Annotated in this window: 19 protein-coding genes, 3 tRNA genes and 1 pseudogene; 6 read left to right on the top strand and 17 right to left on the bottom strand. The window is 53.8% G+C overall.

Translation table 11 applies throughout. The features are described from left to right. Nucleotides 1-11: 11 nt before the first annotated feature. From M989_RS16780 to M989_RS16830, 11 genes are all read right to left on the bottom strand, one after another. Nucleotides 12-488 (bottom strand): FidL-like protein, encoded by a 477-nt coding sequence (locus M989_RS16780; protein ID WP_064547116.1) that lies wholly within the window; start codon nucleotides 486-488, stop codon nucleotides 12-14. 3 nt (nucleotides 489-491) lie between these two features. Next, nucleotides 492-1,232 (bottom strand): winged helix-turn-helix domain-containing protein, encoded by a 741-nt coding sequence (locus M989_RS16785; RefSeq protein ID WP_064547118.1) that lies wholly within the window; start codon nucleotides 1,230-1,232, stop codon nucleotides 492-494. A gap of 110 nt (nucleotides 1,233-1,342) precedes the next feature. Next, the gene (locus M989_RS16790; protein WP_245191269.1) at nucleotides 1,343-2,311 is read right to left on the bottom strand and encodes a Csu type fimbrial protein; all 969 of its coding nucleotides are present in this window, start codon (nucleotides 2,309-2,311) and stop codon (nucleotides 1,343-1,345) included. Next, nucleotides 2,302-4,578 (bottom strand): fimbria/pilus outer membrane usher protein, encoded by a 2,277-nt coding sequence (locus M989_RS16795; RefSeq protein ID WP_245191270.1) that lies wholly within the window; start codon nucleotides 4,576-4,578, stop codon nucleotides 2,302-2,304. The genes M989_RS16790 and M989_RS16795 overlap by 10 nt, the downstream gene beginning before the upstream one ends. Next, on the bottom strand, nucleotides 4,505-5,170 hold the full coding sequence (locus M989_RS25635; RefSeq protein WP_157093564.1) for a fimbrial biogenesis chaperone: 666 nt from the start codon (nucleotides 5,168-5,170) through the stop codon (nucleotides 4,505-4,507). Before M989_RS25635 ends, M989_RS16795 begins: the two co-directional genes overlap by 74 nt. 194 nt (nucleotides 5,171-5,364) lie before the next feature. Then, nucleotides 5,365-7,659: a phosphatidylglycerol--membrane-oligosaccharide glycerophosphotransferase gene (gene opgB / locus M989_RS16805; protein WP_064547121.1), complete on the bottom strand. Its 2,295-nt coding sequence runs from the start codon at nucleotides 7,657-7,659 to the stop codon at nucleotides 5,365-5,367. Nucleotides 7,660-7,846: 187 nt separating this feature from the next. Beyond that, nucleotides 7,847-8,338: a YjjA family protein gene (locus M989_RS16810; protein WP_064547122.1), complete on the bottom strand. Its 492-nt coding sequence runs from the start codon at nucleotides 8,336-8,338 to the stop codon at nucleotides 7,847-7,849. A gap of 69 nt (nucleotides 8,339-8,407) precedes the next feature. Continuing rightward, a complete protein-coding gene (dnaC, locus tag M989_RS16815; protein ID WP_064547124.1) occupies nucleotides 8,408-9,145 on the bottom strand; it encodes a replicative helicase loader DnaC in 738 nt (245 codons plus the stop codon). A gap of 2 nt (nucleotides 9,146-9,147) precedes the next feature. Then, the gene (dnaT, locus tag M989_RS16820) at nucleotides 9,148-9,687 is read right to left on the bottom strand and encodes a primosomal protein DnaT (protein WP_064547126.1); all 540 of its coding nucleotides are present in this window, start codon (nucleotides 9,685-9,687) and stop codon (nucleotides 9,148-9,150) included. A gap of 115 nt (nucleotides 9,688-9,802) precedes the next feature. After that, nucleotides 9,803-10,276: a threonine/serine exporter gene (locus tag M989_RS16825; protein WP_064547128.1), complete on the bottom strand. Its 474-nt coding sequence runs from the start codon at nucleotides 10,274-10,276 to the stop codon at nucleotides 9,803-9,805. After that, on the bottom strand, nucleotides 10,267-11,043 hold the full coding sequence (locus tag M989_RS16830; RefSeq protein ID WP_064547129.1) for a threonine/serine exporter family protein: 777 nt from the start codon (nucleotides 11,041-11,043) through the stop codon (nucleotides 10,267-10,269). Before M989_RS16830 ends, M989_RS16825 begins: the two co-directional genes overlap by 10 nt. A gap of 279 nt (nucleotides 11,044-11,322) precedes the next feature. On the opposite strand from M989_RS16830, the gene pobA reads away from it, so the two are divergent. The 4 genes and pseudogenes from pobA (at nucleotide 11,323) to bglJ (ending at nucleotide 15,038) form a co-directional block, all read left to right on the top strand. Next, nucleotides 11,323-12,507 (top strand): 4-hydroxybenzoate 3-monooxygenase, encoded by a 1,185-nt coding sequence (gene pobA, locus M989_RS16835; protein ID WP_064547130.1) that lies wholly within the window; start codon nucleotides 11,323-11,325, stop codon nucleotides 12,505-12,507. 3 nt (nucleotides 12,508-12,510) lie between these two features. Continuing rightward, nucleotides 12,511-13,387 (top strand): annotated as a pseudogene (locus M989_RS16840) (helix-turn-helix domain-containing protein). 281 nt (nucleotides 13,388-13,668) lie between these two features. Further along, on the top strand, nucleotides 13,669-14,394 hold the full coding sequence (locus M989_RS16845) for a helix-turn-helix transcriptional regulator (protein ID WP_064547131.1): 726 nt from the start codon (nucleotides 13,669-13,671) through the stop codon (nucleotides 14,392-14,394). Nucleotides 14,395-14,402: 8 nt separating this feature from the next. Further along, the gene (bglJ, locus tag M989_RS16850; RefSeq protein WP_245191271.1) at nucleotides 14,403-15,038 is read left to right on the top strand and encodes a DNA-binding transcriptional activator BglJ; all 636 of its coding nucleotides are present in this window, start codon (nucleotides 14,403-14,405) and stop codon (nucleotides 15,036-15,038) included. On the opposite strand, the gene M989_RS16855 is transcribed toward bglJ, so the two are convergent. Then, entirely contained in the window at nucleotides 15,035-15,505 is a 471-nt protein-coding gene (locus M989_RS16855; RefSeq protein ID WP_064547132.1) for a YbaK/EbsC family protein, read from the bottom strand. The genes bglJ and M989_RS16855 overlap by 4 nt on opposite strands. 337 nt (nucleotides 15,506-15,842) lie before the next feature. Between M989_RS16855 and M989_RS16860 the strand changes: the two genes are divergently transcribed. Next, complete coding sequence (locus M989_RS16860; protein WP_064547134.1) at nucleotides 15,843-17,186, top strand: PTS sugar transporter subunit IIC; 1,344 nt, start codon at nucleotides 15,843-15,845, stop codon at nucleotides 17,184-17,186. Between the two features lie 35 nt (nucleotides 17,187-17,221). On the opposite strand, the gene fhuF is transcribed toward M989_RS16860, so the two are convergent. After that, entirely contained in the window at nucleotides 17,222-18,010 is a 789-nt protein-coding gene (gene fhuF / locus M989_RS16865) for a siderophore-iron reductase FhuF (RefSeq protein ID WP_064547136.1), read from the bottom strand. Nucleotides 18,011-18,112: 102 nt separating this feature from the next. After that, nucleotides 18,113-19,177: a GGDEF domain-containing protein gene (locus tag M989_RS16870; protein WP_064547138.1), complete on the bottom strand. Its 1,065-nt coding sequence runs from the start codon at nucleotides 19,175-19,177 to the stop codon at nucleotides 18,113-18,115. Between the two features lie 229 nt (nucleotides 19,178-19,406). Here M989_RS16870 and M989_RS16875 point away from each other — a divergent pair, with 229 nt between their 5' ends. Next, on the top strand, nucleotides 19,407-19,646 hold the full coding sequence (locus M989_RS16875) for a DUF1435 domain-containing protein (protein ID WP_064547140.1): 240 nt from the start codon (nucleotides 19,407-19,409) through the stop codon (nucleotides 19,644-19,646). Nucleotides 19,647-19,681: 35 nt separating this feature from the next. Here the strand turns inward: M989_RS16875 and M989_RS16880 are convergent. From M989_RS16880 to M989_RS16890, 3 genes are all read right to left on the bottom strand, one after another. After that, nucleotides 19,682-19,768: transfer RNA gene (locus M989_RS16880), tRNA-Leu, on the bottom strand. 35 nt (nucleotides 19,769-19,803) lie between these two features. Next, a tRNA-Leu gene (locus tag M989_RS16885) sits at nucleotides 19,804-19,889 on the bottom strand. Between the two features lie 27 nt (nucleotides 19,890-19,916). Beyond that, nucleotides 19,917-20,003, bottom strand: a tRNA-Leu gene (locus M989_RS16890). Between the last annotated feature and the right edge of the window lie 196 nt (nucleotides 20,004-20,199).

Here is a 20,199-nt window from a genome sequence, read left to right on the forward strand (position 1 = left end):
TAGTGTGACCGTTAACCCGTGCAGAGCAGAATCGGTGAGTAAAAATTACTGATAACCACCGCGTTATCCGGTGTTGTACGGATGCTCAGTAACCGTTTCTGACCTGCGGTAATGCCCAGAGCGTATTGTTCGAAAACGCCGGGAGGCACGTTATCGTGGCCAAATTTTTCTACCTGGGTGATGTACAACTGATAGAACGATTCATGCACGTATTGCCAGTTAAAGCTCTCCTGACGCGAGACCTTCCTGTTCTGGCCGTTATTCATCACGTCGCCGTTGATATTGAAATAGCCCGTACCATTCGGCGTAAAGTGCATCACGACCATCCCTTCAAAGGTGAAATGGTTATCCTGGCGGCTATCTTTGTAGGTCAGGCTGCCCTGACAGGTCATCGAAAGGCGCGTGCTTTGGTGTATCCACAGCAAGGTCCCCAGGATCAGCAGCGCATTGAGTGCGATGACGCAAAAAAGTTTTTTCTTCTGTTTCACTCTCTACCACTCGTAAAAATACAGCGTCTGGCAGGTGCTGGCCTTGCTGCGGAACTGGGAACACTGCGACAGGACCAGGCGGCCTTCGTCGCCATAGAGCACGGGATCCTGAATATGGACGTAAAAAATTGAGCTGGGCAGGCAGGAGAAAGCGCCCTCATTTTTGATCTGTCCGAGCAGCGCCTGGGCCTGCTTTTGGAACACGTCAGAGAGCGGCGCCAGCGTATAGACCGGACAGCTGTCGATGTGAGTCAGCAGATGCGGTTCAATTTGCTGGCGCTGGGCATTCCAGATGAGCGCGACGGCGCACAGGAGCGTCACGGTGGCGGTCACGATACCGTAAAGCCAGTTCCGTCTTTTGGGGAGCGCGCGTTTGCTGCTTACCGGCGCGAGCGCAGAGACGGGCGCATTGAGCGGCACGACGCTGATATCCGCGCTGAGCATAAACCCGACTTTGGGAACGGTGACGATAAACAGGTGGTCCGGCACCATTCCAGCCAGCATTTTGCGCAGGATGCTGATGTACTGGTTCAGCGAGTTGCTCGAGCCGCGCAGGCCGCGATCGTCCCACACCTGCTGGAGAAAGACCTCGCGTTCAACCACCATCCCGTGATGGGCAATCAGCAGGTTCAGGATGGTTTGCGCCGTACAGGTCAATGTCTGACTTTCGGCGTCAGCGCTTTGTAAGGTGAGTGAACCATCCTCGTTGTCATACACGATAGCATCGGCAAGCAGGTATTTCATGAAGTTGTCAGCGATCCGCTCAAGAGAGAAAAGAGTGACCCGGTGCGGGAGGGCAAACTGTACCGCGAATTGTTATCGGTAACATCGATCCAAACCGCGCATTATTTAGATTAATAAGTGAGCGTAATAACGACGTTATCGCTAAATACGCCCGTGCCGGTGAGGGGTTGTGTGGGCACCGTGCCATAAACGGTCGCCGCCTGCACGCTCCCGTCATGATGACTCATTTCCATAGTATTGCTTCCCAATGCTTCGCCCCACGGACGGGTGGCGGCGGCATCCTGCCAGAGGGCATATTGCAGACACTGCTGGCGATCGTTACACATCTGGCGTCGTGTGCCAGAGGCATGTTCACCGCTGCTGATGCCCAGTGAATAACTGCTCCCCACCGGGCAGCGAGCGCGAATACTGGCCGTCGAGGCCAGCCGGGAAGTTAGCGCAGTACTGCCCACGGTGCCAAAGTTGAGCGACGTGACGCTCTGAATAAAGCAGCTGTCGGATAGCGTGGCGCTGGCGTTGGATGATGCATCCGTTGCTTCCCCCTGCCACTTGCCATCCTGACAGCTGGTGAGCGCCTCTTTGCGGGTGGCACTGTTCCACGTCAGTTTCAGCCCCAAAGTATAGTTGAAGTAGCTACGAACCGGCAGGTTGTTTTGCCCGGAGGGAATGGTGGCGAGCAGCGGAAAGCTGCCGCTGGAAGTTTGATTACCGCCTATCGTTAGCGCCGTTTGCAGGGCGCGGCCCGCGCCGATAGAGGTCAGCTCCAGGCTGTTATCCAGCGTGCTGTAGAGACGAAATAGCATCGTGTACTGCTTGCCTTCTTCATCGCCGTTGGAGGTCATTTTGAACGGCGCGGATTCCAGGCTGCTCAGGCAGACGTTGAAGTAGCGCGTTTCGCCATAATCGGCGTAGCAGTTGAACTTTACGCTCGACTGTGCCGAGCTGGTATTGCCTGCCACCAATGTGCCAAATGCGGTGGATGCGCCCTGGGTTATCCAACAGTTAGCGGCGTGCGCGGGGCACGAGAGCAGAGCGAACGTCAGCAACAGCAGTGGGGCGAGCAGCAGTTTTAATGACACGGTAAGGTTCCGAGATTGACCACGGTGGCAGAGGAGGAGGCCGCAGGAAGCGTCACGTCACACGAGCCCGTGGGGGTTTGAATGCTTAATGAGCCCGGCATTGGCGGGTTTTCCAGCCAGATATAGCCGTCGCGCCCGACGATGGACTCTCCGCTGGAATAGCGGATGCCGCTGCCAACCGGTATTGGCTGACGTTGGTGGTCGAAAAGTTGGGCGGACACCAGGCGCGCGCGATGCACCTGGAAATCGACCTTCACCGCCGTGGTCATTCCCGGCTGCGCATGGATTTCGGTTAACGGCGTAACGATCTCCGGCGGAAGACTCAGCGGGTCGAGCGAGATTCTGGCGTTATGGTAGAGCGGTAAATCCGTCAGCAGCAGATAGCCATTTTCATCGGTTGTGCCCGCTTTACGGTTCTCGACGGCGATGGGTACATTGCCAATGCCGTTGGTGGAGACCAGCGCGATCCCCTGGCGGTTGTAGCGTAGCGCATAGGGGTGATTTTCCAGCAGCATCATCGCACCTTCGCCGCTGAGATAGCGGTTGACGCTGCTTTGGTCGCGGTCTAGTCCGGCATGCCACTCGCCGTATTGGCCAAGGTAGCCGATATCCGTATGCGCCTGGCGCGACGCGCTGCCCGCGCTCTGGCTAATCTGCCACGACCAGCCGCCCAACTGGCTATCCGGCTGGTGGCGATAATCCCAGCGAGACGATGGATTTCCCGCCTGGAGTGAGAGTGAGTCGCGGTTGCCCAGCGGAACGGAGAGCATCAGCTGGAAGGTTTTGTCACCGCTGTTCAGCGCATGGGTAAACCCCAGTGAGGCCGACACCCGGTTATGAAAGGATTTTGACCAGCTGGCGTTGAGGTAGCGGGCGCTATCCTGACGCACCCAGCCAACGCCCAGCGTTCCCCAGCCGGAGACGGTCTGACTCATCCACAAGTTATCGCTGCGCCGCACCGGCAGGCTACCGCTAACGCGAGCGATATCTGCCCAGGCGCTGCTGCTGTGGCTGGTATTGGCGGAGAGGCCTAGCCCTTGTGCATTCCACTGGTAACCGATACCCCATTTGTTTCCTTCTCCTTGCGGACTTTGGCTGATGGCCGTGTGACCGCTGATAATTCCGGCCCGCGGCGAGATCAGCCAGTCGCTGGCAATGCCGATGTTGTGCGCATCGTGATGTTGTTCAGTGTGGGCGCTGACGGTCAGGCGATTGCTCACCCCGTAACGCCAGCCCGCATCGAGCAGCGGTGACGCGGCGTAGTCGTTAGAGCGCTCCGCATAGTTTTTGCGTAACCAGCCGACATCCAGCGAACGGCTGCTCACGCCCTGTGCCAGCATATCCGGCGCGCCGTACAGATCGAGCGTCACCTCGCGGCGCTGGCCGTTAATGTCGGTGATGACGACTCGCGCCTGTCCGCTGCCGGAAAAGGTGGGCAAGGTATCGAGAATGTAGCTGCCCGGCGTGACCTGCTGGTGGCTTTGCTGTAACCCATCAATGTACAAATCGACGGTGGACGGCAGCACGACGCTATCGCTGAACTGCGCGCGCGGCGCGGTGTTCAGCTGCGGGTCGAGCTGGAAATTGCGCGCCAGATGCAGGCCAGCGAAACGTACCTGACGGCTCCAGCTGACGCCGGTCGTTACGTTGTCGCCAAGCGCAACGCTGGTGAGCCACTGCGGGAAGTCTTGCTGCCAGGTGGTCATCAACCGGGTCTGCGTGGTGCCGTCGCCGCCTTGCCCATGCGGAAACCGGCTGTTCATACTGCTGCTGAGCTGCCCCGGTAGCCAGCCGGAGGTTTGTAGCTGGCTTTGCAGGCTGGTTTGCTGTTGGCTGGCGGTATCGCGGGAATAAAGGGAATAGTCGAGCGTGAGGTTGCCCAGCGGCTGTGCCTGCTGCGTGGCAAGGGACGCTGTGCGTGGCTGACTTTCCAGATGCTGAACGTGCGTTAGCGCCTGCTCGGGAAGGGTAAGCGATAACTGCTGTTGCAGACTGTAGAAGTTGACCTGAATCCCCGGCAGAGTGGACAGATTGAGCCACGCCGTCTTCGCCTGCCCGGATGAAATGCCCAGCCTGACCGCATCGTGAGTGGCTATCCACAGCGCATTATCCACCACGCGTACGGCCCACACTCCGTCGTAAGCGTAGTGGTTAACGGTGACAGACAGGTATTGCGTGTTGGCGGTGGGGGGCTCAGCGTGGAGCGTCATCGACAGTAGCCACAGCAGCAGAATGGACGTTAAGCAGGCTGGCTTGAGTATGTTCATTCAGATACGCGCGCAGGGAAGAGGTCGGATGGCGTTGAAGTTGTTTAAACGGCAACACGAATCGTTGCCCGGGCAGGACGTAACCGGCCAGCCCGGGCAGTGTTTCCGCCACCTGCCCCTGCGCATTGAGCGCTTCGACATGACTCAGACGTACGTGTGCTGTCCCCCGGTTCTGGCAGCTGATGCTGGCGTCCTGTCGCGTACAGGTAAGCTGAGCCGCGACATCTTTGCTCTCCGCTTGCCCGCTGGCGATAAAAAGGGGAATCGAGTAGCGCAGCAGAAAATGAACGCCATTGCGATCCACGCCAGCCTGATGCCCGCCGGGGACTGCAACCTGTTCTGCGAGGCGCGGCAAAAAATGAGGGGTCAGCATGACGTCTGCGCTGGCGTTCAGATAGTACTTACCGGAGCCCGCGGTTTGAGTGACATGGACAAGTTGGGCAAAGAAGAGCTCAACTCTGGCATCAAGCGCCAGGTTGCTGAAAAAATGCTCGAGGTCTATCGGGTCCGCTGCGGTTGAGAGGACTTCCCAGGCAACGATACGTTCATTATGTAAGACGCGAATGGATTCGAATTTATAACCAGTGAGCATGATTACGCAGCAATATAGACCAATATTTTTCAGTATTGGTAAATGCTAAGAAATTTGCTTTTATTGGTATATTTATAAATATAAGTTGGATTGATATGGTTTTTTAATCTGATTTATAAGTGTTTTATAGGTTTTTATTTTTACGAAAATAGAGAAAATAAACGGGGGCGATATGCCCCCTTACGCTTAAGACATTAGCCTTGTGCATCGATCACTTTGATTTCCACCATCCCAATGCCCAGCTGGCGCGGAGAGTGGCCGAGGATATTGCCCTCGTTCGTTGACTGCGGGCTCGGCGGTACAATCACCAGCGTGCTGGCGTCCGACGGGTTGTCAAAGTGCAGCGTGGTGGTGGTCACATCATGACTGAGGGTAATCGTCTGTTCGCTGTTGCCCACGCGAACCGGGATCGGTTTATCCGCGTTTGGCCCGAAGGCTTTGGCGGTGATCACCAGGTCGAAGCGTTTCGGCAGCGGGTGCTGATACTCAATTTTCACTTCCTCGCCAAGCTGGGCATTAGACCAGCGGCCCCAGGCTTCCGGACGAGAGATGCCGCTAAAGCTTTTCACCTCTTCCGGCGCCCCGGCGACGTTAAAGATAAAGCTATCGGCTTTGTAGCGGATATCGTTATCGACGGTTTTCAGCGAATCGACGTTGCCTTTGTAGCGCACCATGTCGATCACCGTGTCTTTAAACTCGGTTTTACCGTTCCACTGCGCTTTGTCGACGTGCTGCACTTTTTGCTCGCCGCCAAGCTGGCCCTGCGACACGCACCAGTCGGTAGACAACGCCAGATTCGGCGACCACTGCTGCGCCATTTTATAGCAGCGGTCAATCCAGACGAAGTTATCGCGGGGGGCAAAATCGGCCAGCTGGTAGCGCAGCGGCGCAGAGTATTCGCTTTCCGGCAGCGGCTCAACGCGGTTATCCGACACGCGCAGCAGTAGCGGCAAGCGGAAGTGGCTACCGGAAAAAGCGATCATGTTTTTCTGAGTATCAATAGAGAAGTTTTTGATCTCTTTCGGGAAGTTCCACAGGCGAATGATGTCCGGTTTCCACGCCAGCACCTTCTCCTTCATATTCAGGAAGACTTCGGACAACGACTGCCCGGACAGGCTACTGCGGCCCAGGCCGATAAAGTTGTCTCCGCCGAGTATATCCAGCACCGTTGCGCCGTTATCCATGGTGTTACGTTTTACCGCCAGCACGTCCTGCTCGTCGGGTTTGTCACCGCGAATCACGAAGAACAGATTGCTGCGGTCCTGTTTATTCAGGTAGTCCCAGGCGGTGTTTTTCATCGCCAGATGGTCGGAGGAAACCACGATAACCGTGTCTTTAAACCACGGTGATGTTTTGATTTTATTAATAAATTCCGCAATGTTTTCCTGGCTGCAGGCCACTGCGCTAAACGACTGGTTGGCCTTGCCGTTGATATCGTACTTTTTGCGGTTGCAGCTACGGGAGATAAAGCCGTCCGGATGGTGGGTATCGACCGTTAAGGTAAACAGCGAAAAGCGTTTACCCTCGCGTGACAGCGTCTCAAATTTCTTCCACGCTTCGTCGAGAACGGTGTCGTCGTAATAGCCCCAGTCGTTTTTGTAGTTCGGGTCCGCGACGGTGGTTTTCAGCTCTTCCGCGCCGTACAGATTGTCGAAACCGTGCGATTTCAGGAAGACGTCTTTGCCCGCAAAACGCAGGTTGGCACCCTGCACGAAGTAGTTCTCGTAGCCGGAGTTTTTCAGGATATCGCCCAGGCAGATATTTTGCGGAAAGAAGCTCGACAGCGACGCGGACGCGTTACCTTCGAACGGCGCGAACAGCGGGATACCGCACTGGGAGGCAACCATACCGGCAATAGTGTAGTCGGTACCCGGCAGCTGCATGGTATGGCTGAAATCCAGACTCTGGTTCTTTAACTCGCCCAGCTCCGGCGTCAGGTTCGGGAAGGCGTCGTTGTCAAAGTAGGTACGTTCCAGGCTCTCGCCATAGATATAAACGAGGTTCAGCTTTGGTTTCGGGATCGTTTTTGACGGTTCTTTATAGTAGGCCGAAAAATCAGGATCGCCGTCGCGCGACTGGGATTTTACCAGCTCGCTAATCTGGCGGAACGCCGGGCTGGCATCGACCGAACCGACGGCCAGAACCAGCGCCAGCAGACTGTAGCCAAAATGATGAGGATGATGGCGGCGTCGACGTAATAACCAGCCCAGCGCGCTAAAAACAGCGACCAGCGCGGCAACGAGGCCGACACCCGGCAGGATGTATTTGCTGACGCCCGCGCCGGTCAGGCTGTTGGTCAGAGTATAGAGTACCGCATCGTTGATACCGTCGCCGGTAAAGTAGTCGCTGGCATACAGGGTAATATTCAGGACCACAAACAGGCCCAGTACCGTTAACGTGGCGGCAAACCACCATTTATTGCGCCCTGCCTTCCAGGCGTATATCGCAATGGAAGCCAGAAACAGAACGAGGGATAACAACTCTGACACTACACATCCTCAACCGCGCCAGGTTTTCTGGCTCTACAGAAAGTAACTTCACAATGTAATTGTGCCGTCATCTGTCTGCAATTCTAACGTAATGAAAGTGTGCTGTTATTCAGAATTGGTTTATAAATGAACGTTATTTGAGCGTTTTTTGGGTGGCCGGTGTGATTTCTGCCACCCAAAAAGACTATCAGGAAATGAAGCTAACGCCTTGTTTAAGAACGAAATCACAGGCTTTTGCTTTGACTTTTTTACCCAGTTCGGTGTTGCCCAGACTGTCGAGGTCGAGCTTCTGGCCGTCTTTGGCGTTCAGCAGGCCTTCAAGTCCTTCCATGTAGCCGGTATCTTTTTTCTGTTCAGCCGCCGTGTTGAGACCCAGTTTATCCAGCACCTGGCTTTTCACGTTATCCACGTTGGCCACGGAGGCCAGTTTCTCTTTCGCGCAATACCCCATGATCCCGGCGGCATTGTTCATGCTGCTGGAGCTTAACGACTGGCTGCCACCGTTAAGCAGACTGGTCAGCGAAGAGAGGGAAGATCCGCCGCTCTGTGACGAGCTGCTGCTGCCAGCGAGCGAGCTGGCTGCGCTACTCAGGTCATTCAACGATACGGCGCCCGCAGCGGTAGAAATAAACGCGCTGGCAATAATTACGCGGCAAAGCATCGATTTTACAGATTTCATGGGGTTTACTCGTGTGTGCAGTTATCAATGGACGTAATAAGTATACGCCTGTCATTCATAGGATGTATCTTAATACTCTTTCCCTGTTACCCGACTGCGGTAACTTTCCCAATTGAAGATCACCCACAGGCTGTTACCGAGGCGCATGCGGTCCATGACCCGCTCGCCCAGAAGTTTATTCATTTCGTCGAGATTGCTGTTGGTCAGCATGCCGGTCGGGCGCTTGGATGAGGAACGACGGTCAACGATCTGGTTGATGATCACCTTTTCATAGCGTGATTCGGTCTGCATGCCGATCTCATCGATCACCAGCAGGTCGACGTTGCTCAAATCGCTTAGCAGCTGTTCTTCGCTGGTTTCGCGGTTACTAAAGGTTTCTTTCATCGCCGACATAATGTCGGCAACGGTGATAATCAGCACCGATTTACCGCGCAATAGCAGCTCATTGCAGATGGCCGCGGCGAGGTGGTTTTTGCCGGTACCCGGCTTGCCGGAAAAAATAAAGCTCGCGATATTGCCGTCGAACTCATCAACGTACTGCCGCGCTTTTGCCAGCGCGTTCATCTGACCTTCGTTTTCAACGCGGTAGTTATCGAACGAACAGTTTTGATGCAGTGGGCGAATGCCGGAGCGGTTAAAGGTGCGCTGCATTTTCATCGCTCGGTTTTCACGCGCCAGCGCCGCCGCGCGGATCTCGCCCTGTTCTTTCTGCCAGGCCAGCAGCTCTTCGCCGGTTTTAAAGGCCGGTTCAATATGCGCCGGCATCATCTTTTGCAGGCGCTTCATCAATTCGCCAACGTCTTTCATGCTCAACCTCTGAAACCCGGTGGAATCTGACGATCAGGTTCGCTGACCGCGTTAACATCACGGCGCATCTGGCCGTTATTGTTCGCCCGGCCCATCTGTATGCTGCGCGCTAATTTTTGCTGCCACTGCACGTGGTGGAAAACTTTGCCTTCCGCCTGCCAGTAGGCGACGAACGAGGCCAGCTCTTCTGGCGTAACCGGCTCGCTTAAGGCGATGCCCCACAGCGCGGAAAGGCGCAGAAACTCAGCGTCAGGCTGCCATCCTGCGTACATGGCGAATTTACCCATTGGTACGGAGACCGGTGCCGCCGTGGGTTCTTCAAAGAACTGGGCGTCCAGCGTCACGTCGCTGCCCGGACGGGCAAGCTTTTCTTCCAGCGCCAGCAACTGCGCCAATCGCTCCGGCGTGACGGCATAGAATGCCGGCGCATTATTGGCAAACACGGCGACCGCGCCACCCTGGGTTTGCGCAAGAATGGCCGCGGGATCGGCAACGAAAGCGTCAATACCAATCACGTTAGGCGTTAAAATACGAGAAGACATAACACACTATCTCAATACTGGAAAATACGGGAAGGGTGCGGGAAATCCGCACGAATACTGCACATAGTAGCACAAGCCGGGGGAAGGGCGGCACTCTCCCGTGCCGCCCTCAGGATCACACCCGTGGGCGCTTACGGTACAGCCACAGCCCTGGAATCGACAGGCCGATGGAGAGCGCACCGACGATAGACGAGGCCTTCAGGAAGTTACTCAGCAGGGTGATCATCATCTCTTCGGAATAGCCGAAATGACTGATTTTTACCGCAGAGATCATGGCCGTGTAGGCTGAAATACCGGGGAACATCGGGATCACGGCGGCTACGGTGAAAATTTTCGGATGCGCCAGATACCAGCGCGACCACTGGATACCGATACTGCCCACCAGCAGTGCTGCCAGGAAGGTGGCCCATTCGATGTTGAAGCCAGCGGTCATCATGACGAAGCGTGAGGCGTGGCCGATAGCACCCAGTAGCGCGCACCATGGCAACGCGCGGTGCGGAACGTTAAACACCATCGCAAAGCCGACGGCGGGAATAGCCGATAGCACGATATCCTGAGCCAGCAGCAGGACAAAATTCATTACACCCATCCGCGCAGCCCCCATAAGGTCATCGCCATGACCACACCGACGCAGGTGGCCAACGTTAATAGACTGGCAATCGCCCAGCGCGCCAGCCCGGTGTTGATATGCCCTTTGAACATGTCAGCCACCGAGTTAATAAGAGGGAACCCCGGCACCAGAAGCAGTACGCTGGCCGCCATGGCGACAGTCGAGGTCTGATGAAAGGCAGGAAGCTGCAACATCAGACCGGAGACCGTCGTCGCCACGAAGGCCGTCAGGCCGAAGTTAATCTGCGGATGCATTGAGCGATGCGTTAGCATCTGGCGAATATACATGGCGATAGTACTGGCACAGAAGGTGACCAGCGCGCCGTCCCAGCCGCCGTTGTTCAGTTTACAAAAGCAGGCGCACGATAGCCCTACCATGAGCACGACCAGCCAGCGCGGGTAGCGTAGCGGTCTTATCTGCGCAAAACGTTTACCGACATCTTTATAGTCCAGCAGCTTGTGCTCGGCCATGATGACGATGTGCTGCACTTCGGTGACCACGTGCATGTTGATCCCACGATCGCTGTTTTTACGCGTTGACGTCAGGCAGAGGCCGTCCTTGATGGTGGTCAGCACGATGGCGTTTGATGAGATGGCGCTTTCGACGCTGTCCATCCCCAGCGCAAGCCCCAGACGCGTGGACAATTCCTCCACCAGAGCGCTCTCCGCCCCATGTTGCAATAAAAAAAGCCCGCACTGAATACATAGCCGCGTAACGATGCGTTGTTCTGACTGATCGACTTCCATAAGAACCCTGGTACCCAAAACGCCTGTGTAATGACCTACTTGTACCCGAAGAATTGGTCTGTACTCTCCGCGCCGGATCAAACAATGTGCAAAAATTCAGCGTTCGTCACTGAAGGGCGAAGAGTTGATATCGCCCACACTTTTGCAAAACTGTTCGAAAGTGCAAATTTTGAACGGATTCTGGCCTTCTTTTTCGTTACTGACTTATCAAAAATGCATTCTGAAACTTTATTTATACACAAAATAAACAAATAATTAACCAGAATGTGAGGTCACCCTATGAACACGCAAGTCGCCATTATCGGTGCCGGGCCTTCGGGGCTGCTGTTAGGCCAGCTGCTGCATAACGCCGGGATTAAAACCGTTATCCTTGAGCGCCAGACACCGGAGTATGTGCTGGGTCGCATTCGTGCGGGCATCCTGGAAAACGGTACCGTTGAGCTGCTGCGTGAAGCGGGGGTCTCTCGCCGTATGGACGCAGAAGGGTTGATTCACCACGGCGTGGAGTTTTTGTTTGCCAACCAACGCATTCCCGTGCCGCTGAGCGAGCTCACGGGGGGCAAAACCGTGATGGTTTACGGGCAGACCGAAGTGACGCGCGATCTGATGGAAGCGCGTCAGGCATGTGGCGCCCAGACCATTTATGGCGTTGAACAAGTTGAGCTACATGACCTCAAGAATGATAAACCCTTTGTAACGTTTGTGAAAAATGGCGAAACGTGCCGGCTGGAATGTGATTTTGTTGCGGGTTGCGATGGGTTCCACGGCGTTTCGCGACAGAGTATCCCCCGCGATATTTTGCGCGAGTACGAAAGTATCTGGCCGTTCGGCTGGCTGGGGCTGCTCGCGGATACGCCGCCGGTAAACCACGAACTTATTTATGCACACCATGAGCGTGGGTTTGTATTGTGTAGTCAGCGCTCACTAACAAGAAGCCGCTACTATCTCCAGGTACCGCTCAGCGACAAGGTCGAGCAGTGGTCAGATGAACGCTTCTGGGGAGAGTTGAAGCGTCGTCTGCCGGATGAATTGAGTCAAAAGTTAGTGACTGGTCACTCACTTGAGAAGAGCATTGCGCCGCTGCGTAGCTACGTGGTGGAGCCAATGCAGTATGGCCGAATGTTCCTTGTCGGCGATGCGGCGCACATCGTTCCGCCCACGGGGGCCAAAGGGCTGAACCTGGCCGTGTCAGACGTGAACTATCTGTGGCGTATTTTGCGCCAGTACTACCGCCATGGCCGCGAAGATTTACTTAGCCACTATTCACAGCTGGCGCTGAACCGGGTGTGGAAAGGCGAACGCTTCAGCTGGTTTATGACGCACCTGCTACACGATTTCCAGGACAAGAGCGCGTTCGACAGAAAGATGCAGGAGGTCGATCGCCAGTACTATCTGGGATCGCGCGCCGGGCTGACGACCATTGCGGAGAACTATGTTGGGTTACCTTATGAAACGGTGGAATAGCGCATGAAACGTGCGGGCGTGGCGACACCGCAGTCGGATATTGTGCCGGTCTTTAAGCTCTATGGTGAGCATAGGGGCTGGCCCACGCCCGATCTGTTGCACTGTGAGTCGATACTCCAGCGCAGCAGCCTCTATGAGTGGCACATCCGCGTGCATCAGCATGCGGAAATGGTGCAGTTGCTGTATTTGCACAAGGGACAGGCGGAAATTGAAGTGGAAGGCGAGCGGCACGTGGTTAACGAGCCCAGCATTCAGGTCGTGCCATCGCTGTGCGTACATGGTTTTCGTTTTTCGCCCGGAACCCAGGGCTATGTGCTGTCGCTAGCGCTTCCGCTGTTGAGCAAGCTGGAGGCGCAGTTTGGTGGTCAGCTGGATGTGCTCAGCCAACCAAGGTGTATACCGGTTAAGCGTTCAAGCCGTCATATTCGGTCGATGTTCGCGACGCTGCTGGAAGAGTATAAGCACGAGAATGATGCTCTATTCGCTGTTGGGCGCGTTATTGGTTTGGCTCAATCGGCAGGGGGCGCCATCGAAGACGATTGAAGACAAAAGCGAGCGAAAACGCGGCGTGCTACGGCGGTTTGCGCGGCTGATTGAGAGCCACTACCGTGAACATTTGTCGCTGGCGGAATACGCGCAGCGACTCGGGGTATCGACGACCCATCTGAACTGCCTGTGCCGTGAATTCCATGGCACCAGTGCGCTAAACGTGCTGCACCAGCGGTTGCTGCTGGAGGCCAAAAGGAGCCTGCAGTACACCAGTATGACCATTACCCAGGTATCTGATTATCTGGGGTTTAGCGATGTAACCTATTTTTCCCGTTTTTTCAGAAAACGGGGGGGCATGACGCCGAAAGAATTCAAAATGAAAATGGAATAACGAGGAGAAAATACAGAGCGCAAATTTTAATTTCTCTTATGACTTAATTAATATTTTCTAAGTTAGTGCTTTCCTGACGGCATGCCATACTACCTTCGTCAATCCCACCAGTACATCCATGTAGCAAAATATTTATTGGTTCGGTGACGACGACATAATCATAATGTTATCGCGGTAAAGGGAATAGAAACGGATGGATTCATTTTCCTGTTAATACTTCGCATAAGTATTAAGTGGTTTTATATTCAGGAAATGAATCTTCGAATGGATACGGAGGTTTTATGTCGCCAGAATACTGCAAATTCGCGGTGATTATCAGCAAAATACCGGTAATGCAGTCTGGGCTCAGCGCGATAATGGGAATGTATTTCCCGGACTACGAGCTCAATTTTTGCCAGTCTCTGGAAGAGTTAACGTTACTTCAGTTACGACGCACAGACGTCGTTATTGTCGATTTCTCTGGGGAAGTCAGACATCCGCGTGCGTTGTGTGAACAGTATTATACGCTGCTGTCCCAGTATCGGGATATTCACTGGATTTTCATGATTAGCCGACAATACTATTCGCTGGCCGTTGAGTTTTTAATGCGCCCGGAAAGCACTTTACTTTCAGATTCCGATCCCATCGAGCGTGTCATCGATGCCGTCCGGCAGGGAGGCGTCAGTACGGAAAAAATTAGCCAGACGTTGCTTTCTCTGCAAACCAATGAGGATGTCGATGGCGACAATGAGCGATTAATTATGCTGACGCTGTCAGAACGTAAGGTACTGCGACTGCTGGCGAAAGGCTGGGGAATTAACCAAATTGCCGCCTTGCTGAAGAAAAGTAACAAGACGATCAGCGCGCAAAAAAATAGCGCTATGCGTCGACTTTCTTTGCGCAGCAATGCGGAGATGTATGCCTGGATTAACAGCAGCCAAGGGATGAAGGAACTGAATCTCTACTCAGCTTATGGAGAGCAAGCGGAATGGAAAAGCACAGCAGGAAGCAGTGCATCGCTATCATAGAACATTGTATGATGACGGAAGTGGGGTTACGTCATCTGTTAATGCATGCCCACTCCCGGAATTCTACTTTTCATTTTTATCGCACTATTCGCGAATTTAAGCTGGCGCTCCGTCAGACCTCTTTTGATGTATTGATCTGTTGCCTGCCCGGAATGAGGGAGCCGCGTATTGAGTGCCTGTTTACGATGGAGACCTTAGCGCGTCATGACGCCGGGATCGTGCGTATTATTCTGGCGAACGATAGCGCTGAGGCTGACCTTATTAAGCATCTCTCGCCAACGTATCTTCACGGCGTACTGAGTAAATCCAGCCCGTTATCGGAACTTCAGCAAAGTTTGCTGGAACTTCTGCGAGAGGCGGCGCTCGGTCATGAATGCGCCGATGCCTCCTTACTGCATCATGAAAGTCGCTGTCTGAGCCCGACCGAGAATATGATTCTACGCTATATGACCTACGGTTATTCACTGATGGAAATTGCGCAGCGACTGGATAGGAACATCAAAACTATCCGCGCACATAAATTCAATGCCATGACAAAGCTCGGTGTGAATTCAGATGTCGGCCTGCTGAGTGCCGCAGATTTATTGGTTTCTCTGCCCGATCGGAACACCGCATACGGGCAGAGGCCGCTGTGTTCTGCTTAACTGGAAGATGGCTGGCAGACATCAACCCACGTTGCGGAGGTCAGGCTGGCCATTCTCTGTGGAGAGATGCGTACCGCGCTATGAATGGCGCCCGCAGCAGGGAGAACTTCGTCATAGGCCTGCAGTGAGACATCGCAATAGACGTCCAGCGGGTTTTCCAGGCCAAACGGACATACGCCGCCGACGGGGTGTCCGGTCAGCATGACCACTTCGTCACTGCTGAGCATGCGGGCTTTCGCACCGAATGTGTCTTTCAGCTTTTTGTTATCCAGACGGGCATCGCCTTTAGCGACCACCAGAATCACACGGTCCTTGATCTTCAACGACAGCGTTTTGGCAATCTGTCCAGGCTCAACCTGATGGGCGGCGGCTGCCAGCGCGACGGTCGCAGTGCTTTGCTCAAGCTCGATAATATTGATGTCGGGCGCGTGCTCGGCAAAGAATTCTCGTACAGACTGTAGGCTCATCATGCTCTCCTGATTTTTCGGCGAGTCACTCTGTCATAAAGCTACCTTGGTTGTAAATATTGCGACGAAGTTGTGCAAAAATTGTTTGATTTCTGGATCTCCTTCACATTCGCTGCAACCGGTTACAGTAACCGGTTGCGGTTCGCATTCAGTCGATTGATACTGCGAGGGTAACTTCCTTTGTATCCATAATAAGAGCCATATATGAACTGTATCCCTATGAACAATATGTCAGGTCGCGTTGCTGCAACCGCAGAGCGTTCACAGTTTGCCCAGTCGTATGTCGGCAAAATCGTTGTTGCTGTGCTTACGTCTAAAGCCTGTCAGGAGGGCTGCTATGTCTGCTAATCACGCTGCATTTAATTTGATATTTCGCTTTGTAGAAAACTACGTTAGTCCAGTTGCTGGGCGTATTTCATCTCAGCGCCACGTCATGGCTATCCGTGACGGTTTTATCTCTGCTATGCCTTTCATGATTGTGGGGTCGTTCTTGCTGGTATTTGCATACCCGCCGTTCTCGCCGGATACCACCTGGGGCTTTGCTCGCGCGTGGTTGGACCTGGCAAAACAGTTTGAAGGCCGCATTCTGACGCCGTTTGATATGACGATGGGCATCATGTCTATCTATATCTGCGCCGCTATCTCCTATAACTTAGGTAAACATTACGAAAAGACCAACCAGCTCGATCCTTTCATGTGTTCGATGCTGTCAATTATGGCGTTCCTGCTGGTTGCCGCACCGAAAACTAACGGCACTCTGCCGGTGGATAGCCTCGGGGGGACAGGGATCTTCACCGCCATTCTCGTCGCTGTTTACTGCGTAGAGATGATGCGTTTTCTGAAAATCCGCAACATCGGGATCCGTTTGCCGGATCAGGTGCCGCCGATGATCAAAAACTCTTTCGATCTGCTGATACCGGTTCTGGTGGTCGTGCTGACGCTCTATCCGCTGAGTCTGTTTATTCAGAGCCAGTTCGATATGCTGATCCCTCAGGCTATCATGTCGGTGTTCAAACCGTTGGTTTCCGCGGCTGACTCCTTACCGGCTATTCTGCTGGCGGTGCTGATTGGCCACCTGCTGTGGTTCGCAGGGATTCACGGTGCGGCGATTGTATCCGGTATGCTGCAGATGTTCTGGCTGACCAACCTTGGTCTGAACCAGACCGCGTTGGCGCAGGGCGCACCGCTGCCGCACATCTTTATGGAAGCATTCTGGACCTTCTTCGTCGTGATTGGCGGTTCCGGTGCTACCATGGGCCTGGTATTCTGCTATCTGCGTAGCCGCTTGGCCCACCTGCGTTCTATTGGCCGTCTGAGCGTGGTGCCAAGCCTGTTCAACATCAACGAACCGGTGATTTTCGGTACGCCTATCGTCATGAACCCGGTGTTCTTTATTCCGTTCCTGCTGGCACCGATGGTTAACGCCATTCTGGCCTGGGCGGCAATGAAGCTGGATCTGATTGGCCGTGTCATCTCTGTTGTTCCATGGACCGCGCCGGCACCTATCGGTGGAGCGTGGGCGTTAGGCTGGGATTTCCGTGCGGCGATTCTGGTCGTGTTGCTGGCCTGCGTTTCGGCAATCATCTACTATCCGTTCTTCAAAGTGTATGAAAAACAGTTGCTTGCACAGGAAGAGGAAGAAGCACAGCGTGCGGTGGAAGAGAGCCAGCAGGTTGCGTAATGGGTAGGAAATCGACGGGGCGTTTGCCCCGTCGGTTATTTTAGGGTGCAGTCACCACACTGCTGAACATCGGGCAGACGATAGCGCTGACAGCAGGTTCGGCGCACCAAACGGCCATCTCTCACCACAACGGTACGCCACAGCGGGTTATCCTGGCCATCGGCCAGCGTCTTGCTAAAGAAGTAGCGCTGCCGTATCTGGTTCACCGACTCTTCGCCCAGCAGTGCAATCATCTCGCCGAGATACCAGTTAATTAAATAACCGGTGTTGCTCCAGATAAGTTTAGCGTTAATGTCACCCGTGGCTTCAAGGGCCTCAATGACGGGCATAATGCCTTGCGTCACTAAGTTATCCATACGTTCGACGAGTGGTTTCTGAGTCGTGCGTAGATCGTGGCGTACATCGACCCAGAAGCACGCAGCACGTCCGGTTTCATGGAACTCGACGTGGAAGTGCTCGGGTGAGACGGCGATGGCAGATTCTTCGGTCAGCAGCGCCAGCATCAGTGGCGGTACCATCAGGCCGATATACCATTGTGCCCACAGCGATATCAGCGGTTTGTTTTCGCGCGGCTGTGTCGGTTGGTTACGGTAGATATGATCGGAATAGATCGCGAGCAGTGAGCTCAGTTCTGTCGGCTTTGCCCATTCGGCCAGCGCTTTCGCATTGTCAGGGGGCGTTTCATTTAGGCGAAACATCTCCAGCATGTGCGGACGATGCTCGGCGATTTTTGCGCGTACCGATTCGGCGAGCACATTTCCCGTAGCGGGAAGCGACGTACGCCAGATAAGGTCATCAGCAATCGGTGCGGAGCGATAGGCCATAGAATTAGCTAGATACAAAACTAAATGATAATGATTAGCAATCCTAGCTATAGATAAAAACAAGCGCAAGCGGTTTATCGCTCGCGCTTGTTTTTTGTGAACTCAGGCGGCGGGAAGCCGTTCGCTGGTCAGGGCGCTGTTGCGCCCCTGATTTTTGGCTTCGTACAGCGCTTTATCCGCCATCTGAATCGCCGCGTCGATATCGTTATCCTCTAGCGGGGCAATACCGATACTGACGGTGACGTGAGTGGCGACGCTGGCATTAAACATATGTGGGATCTTCAGATCGTAGACCTGCTGACGAATGCGCTCCGCCGTCAGGATGGCATTATTCAGATCACACTGCGGCAGCAGCACCAAAAATTCTTCGCCACCATAGCGGGTCACAATATCGCGTGAGCGCACCGCGTTGCGAATGGCGGCGGAAACACGCATCAGCGCCTGATCGCCCATCATATGGCCGTAGTGGTCGTTGTAGGCCTTAAAATGGTCGATATCCAGCAGTAGAACCGAGTGTTGGGCCGGGCCAAGCGCTTTCAGTGAATCCAGGCGAAACTGGAAGCCGCGACGATTATACAGGCCGGTAAGCGGATCGAGCATGCTCAAGCCGTTCAGCGTTTCGCGTTCCTCCAGCAGTTTATACATCAACCCCTGGGCAAAGCTGTCGTTACGCCGCTGGATGATGTGCTGAATGGTAATACCGATTAATGGTAGCGCGAAGCAGTAGACCATTCGCCACCACTCTTCAGAATTGCTGCTGAACAGGCAGACAATAAAAGTCGGTAATGAATGCAGTGCAAACGCAATGATATTATTTGAAAAGGCAATAGTCCCGACAAATAACACGCTAAATAGCGCAACCATTTGAAAGTTATCATTTACCGCAGGGAGCACAAAAGTTTTACTTAAAATATGCCAGCCCCACAGGCAGCCAAATATTGCCGAAACTATCGGCAGGTTGAGTTTGACTCTCGCGTAGCGCCAGTTCCACAGCAGCATAGCGCCGCTACCCACCGCAATGAGCATTGCCGGTAGGGGAAATATATGTACATCATATATCGGACTAAACACCGACAGCGCCGATGAGACCAAATTGAGAAACAAAAACAGCCGGAACGTTAGCTGATATTTTTGCGCACGCAGGGTACGCCAGGATTGTACAGTCATTGTTTGAAGTTGTAGTCAGCCTTAAATAAATAAGTAACTGCATCAAAAGCAACAATAATGCAGGAAGAGTCGTGCGCTTGCCTTATATTTGACATGCTGGTTTTTTAGACAACTTAACACCATATAATATTCATGTCATTAATGAATATGAAACCTTAGCGCAATAGCAGACAAATGACAAAAAAGACTATATGATATTGGTAATCATTATCATTTAAAGGGCGGAATCATGTTGCAAAAAACGTTAGGCAGCGGCTGGGGAGTACTGCTTCCGGGGGGGGGAATTGCGCTACTGAGCACCATGGGGCTTTCAGCCGATGTTTGGCGTGGCGTGATTGTTTGTGGGCTGCTGCTGAGCAGTGCGATGATCTGGCATCGTCAGCTGAGACACTTTGTACTGTTGCCGTCTTGCATTGCGTTAATTGGTGGTATTGTACTGATTATAATGAATTTAAAATCGATGGAGTGAAGCAAGAAAGGAAATCAGGAAGAGAACGAGGAGACTGGTGCGAGGGGGGGGACTTGAACCCCCACGTCCGTAAGGACACTAACACCTGAAGCTAGCGCGTCTACCAATTCCGCCACCTTCGCACAGACATCTCGTTACTTTTGTTATATCGCCTCGTTGGTGCGAGGGGGGGGACTCGAACCCCCACATCCTAAGGACACTAACACCTGAAGCTAGCGCGTCTACCAATTCCGCCACCTTCGCACAGTGCGAGCGATATAACGTGGATTATGGTGCGAGGGGGGGGACTTGAACCCCCACGTCCGTAAGGACACTAACACCTGAAGCTAGCGCGTCTACCAATTCCGCCACCTTCGCATACCATCGATTCTTTATGAAAGAATCGTTACCACGGAGGCGAATTCTAGAGATTTTACGCTGTGCGTCAATAGTTAATTATCGAAGACTGCGCGATTGCCGAAAAAAAAGGCGTTTATGCGGATTTTACCGTTTGTTGTAGGCCAGATAAGCGTTAGCGCCTACTGGCCTTGTGCGATGCAACGCCGGATAGCGG

This window comes from Kluyvera georgiana ATCC 51603, assembly GCF_001654985.1.
Lineage (GTDB): Bacteria > Pseudomonadota > Gammaproteobacteria > Enterobacterales > Enterobacteriaceae > Kluyvera > Kluyvera georgiana.

Bases quoted from the DNA above. Each gene is read 5' to 3' on its own strand.
- M989_RS16795 (WP_245191270.1), bottom strand. From the start codon at position 4,578: ATGAACATACTCAAGCCAGCCTGCTTAACGTCCATTCTGCTGCTGTGG.
- dnaT (WP_064547126.1), bottom strand. From the start codon at position 9,687: ATGTCTTCTCGTATTTTAACGCCTAACGTGATTGGTATTGACGCTTTC.
- M989_RS16875 (WP_064547140.1), top strand. From the start codon at position 19,407: ATGTTGCAAAAAACGTTAGGCAGCGGCTGGGGAGTACTGCTTCCGGGG.
- M989_RS16870 (WP_064547138.1), bottom strand. From the start codon at position 19,177: ATGACTGTACAATCCTGGCGTACCCTGCGTGCGCAAAAATATCAGCTA.
- M989_RS25635 (WP_157093564.1), bottom strand. From the start codon at position 5,170: ATGCTCACTGGTTATAAATTCGAATCCATTCGCGTCTTACATAATGAA.
- pobA (WP_064547130.1), top strand. From the start codon at position 11,323: ATGAACACGCAAGTCGCCATTATCGGTGCCGGGCCTTCGGGGCTGCTG.
- M989_RS16785 (WP_064547118.1), bottom strand. From the start codon at position 1,232: ATGAAATACCTGCTTGCCGATGCTATCGTGTATGACAACGAGGATGGT.
- bglJ (WP_245191271.1), top strand. From the start codon at position 14,403: ATGATGACGGAAGTGGGGTTACGTCATCTGTTAATGCATGCCCACTCC.
- M989_RS16845 (WP_064547131.1), top strand. From the start codon at position 13,669: ATGTCGCCAGAATACTGCAAATTCGCGGTGATTATCAGCAAAATACCG.
- M989_RS16855 (WP_064547132.1), bottom strand. From the start codon at position 15,505: ATGAGCCTACAGTCTGTACGAGAATTCTTTGCCGAGCACGCGCCCGAC.
- M989_RS16830 (WP_064547129.1), bottom strand. From the start codon at position 11,043: ATGGAAGTCGATCAGTCAGAACAACGCATCGTTACGCGGCTATGTATT.
- fhuF (WP_064547136.1), bottom strand. From the start codon at position 18,010: ATGGCCTATCGCTCCGCACCGATTGCTGATGACCTTATCTGGCGTACG.
- M989_RS16810 (WP_064547122.1), bottom strand. From the start codon at position 8,338: ATGAAATCTGTAAAATCGATGCTTTGCCGCGTAATTATTGCCAGCGCG.
- M989_RS16860 (WP_064547134.1), top strand. From the start codon at position 15,843: ATGTCTGCTAATCACGCTGCATTTAATTTGATATTTCGCTTTGTAGAA.
- dnaC (WP_064547124.1), bottom strand. From the start codon at position 9,145: ATGAAAGACGTTGGCGAATTGATGAAGCGCCTGCAAAAGATGATGCCG.
- M989_RS16825 (WP_064547128.1), bottom strand. From the start codon at position 10,276: ATGGGTGTAATGAATTTTGTCCTGCTGCTGGCTCAGGATATCGTGCTA.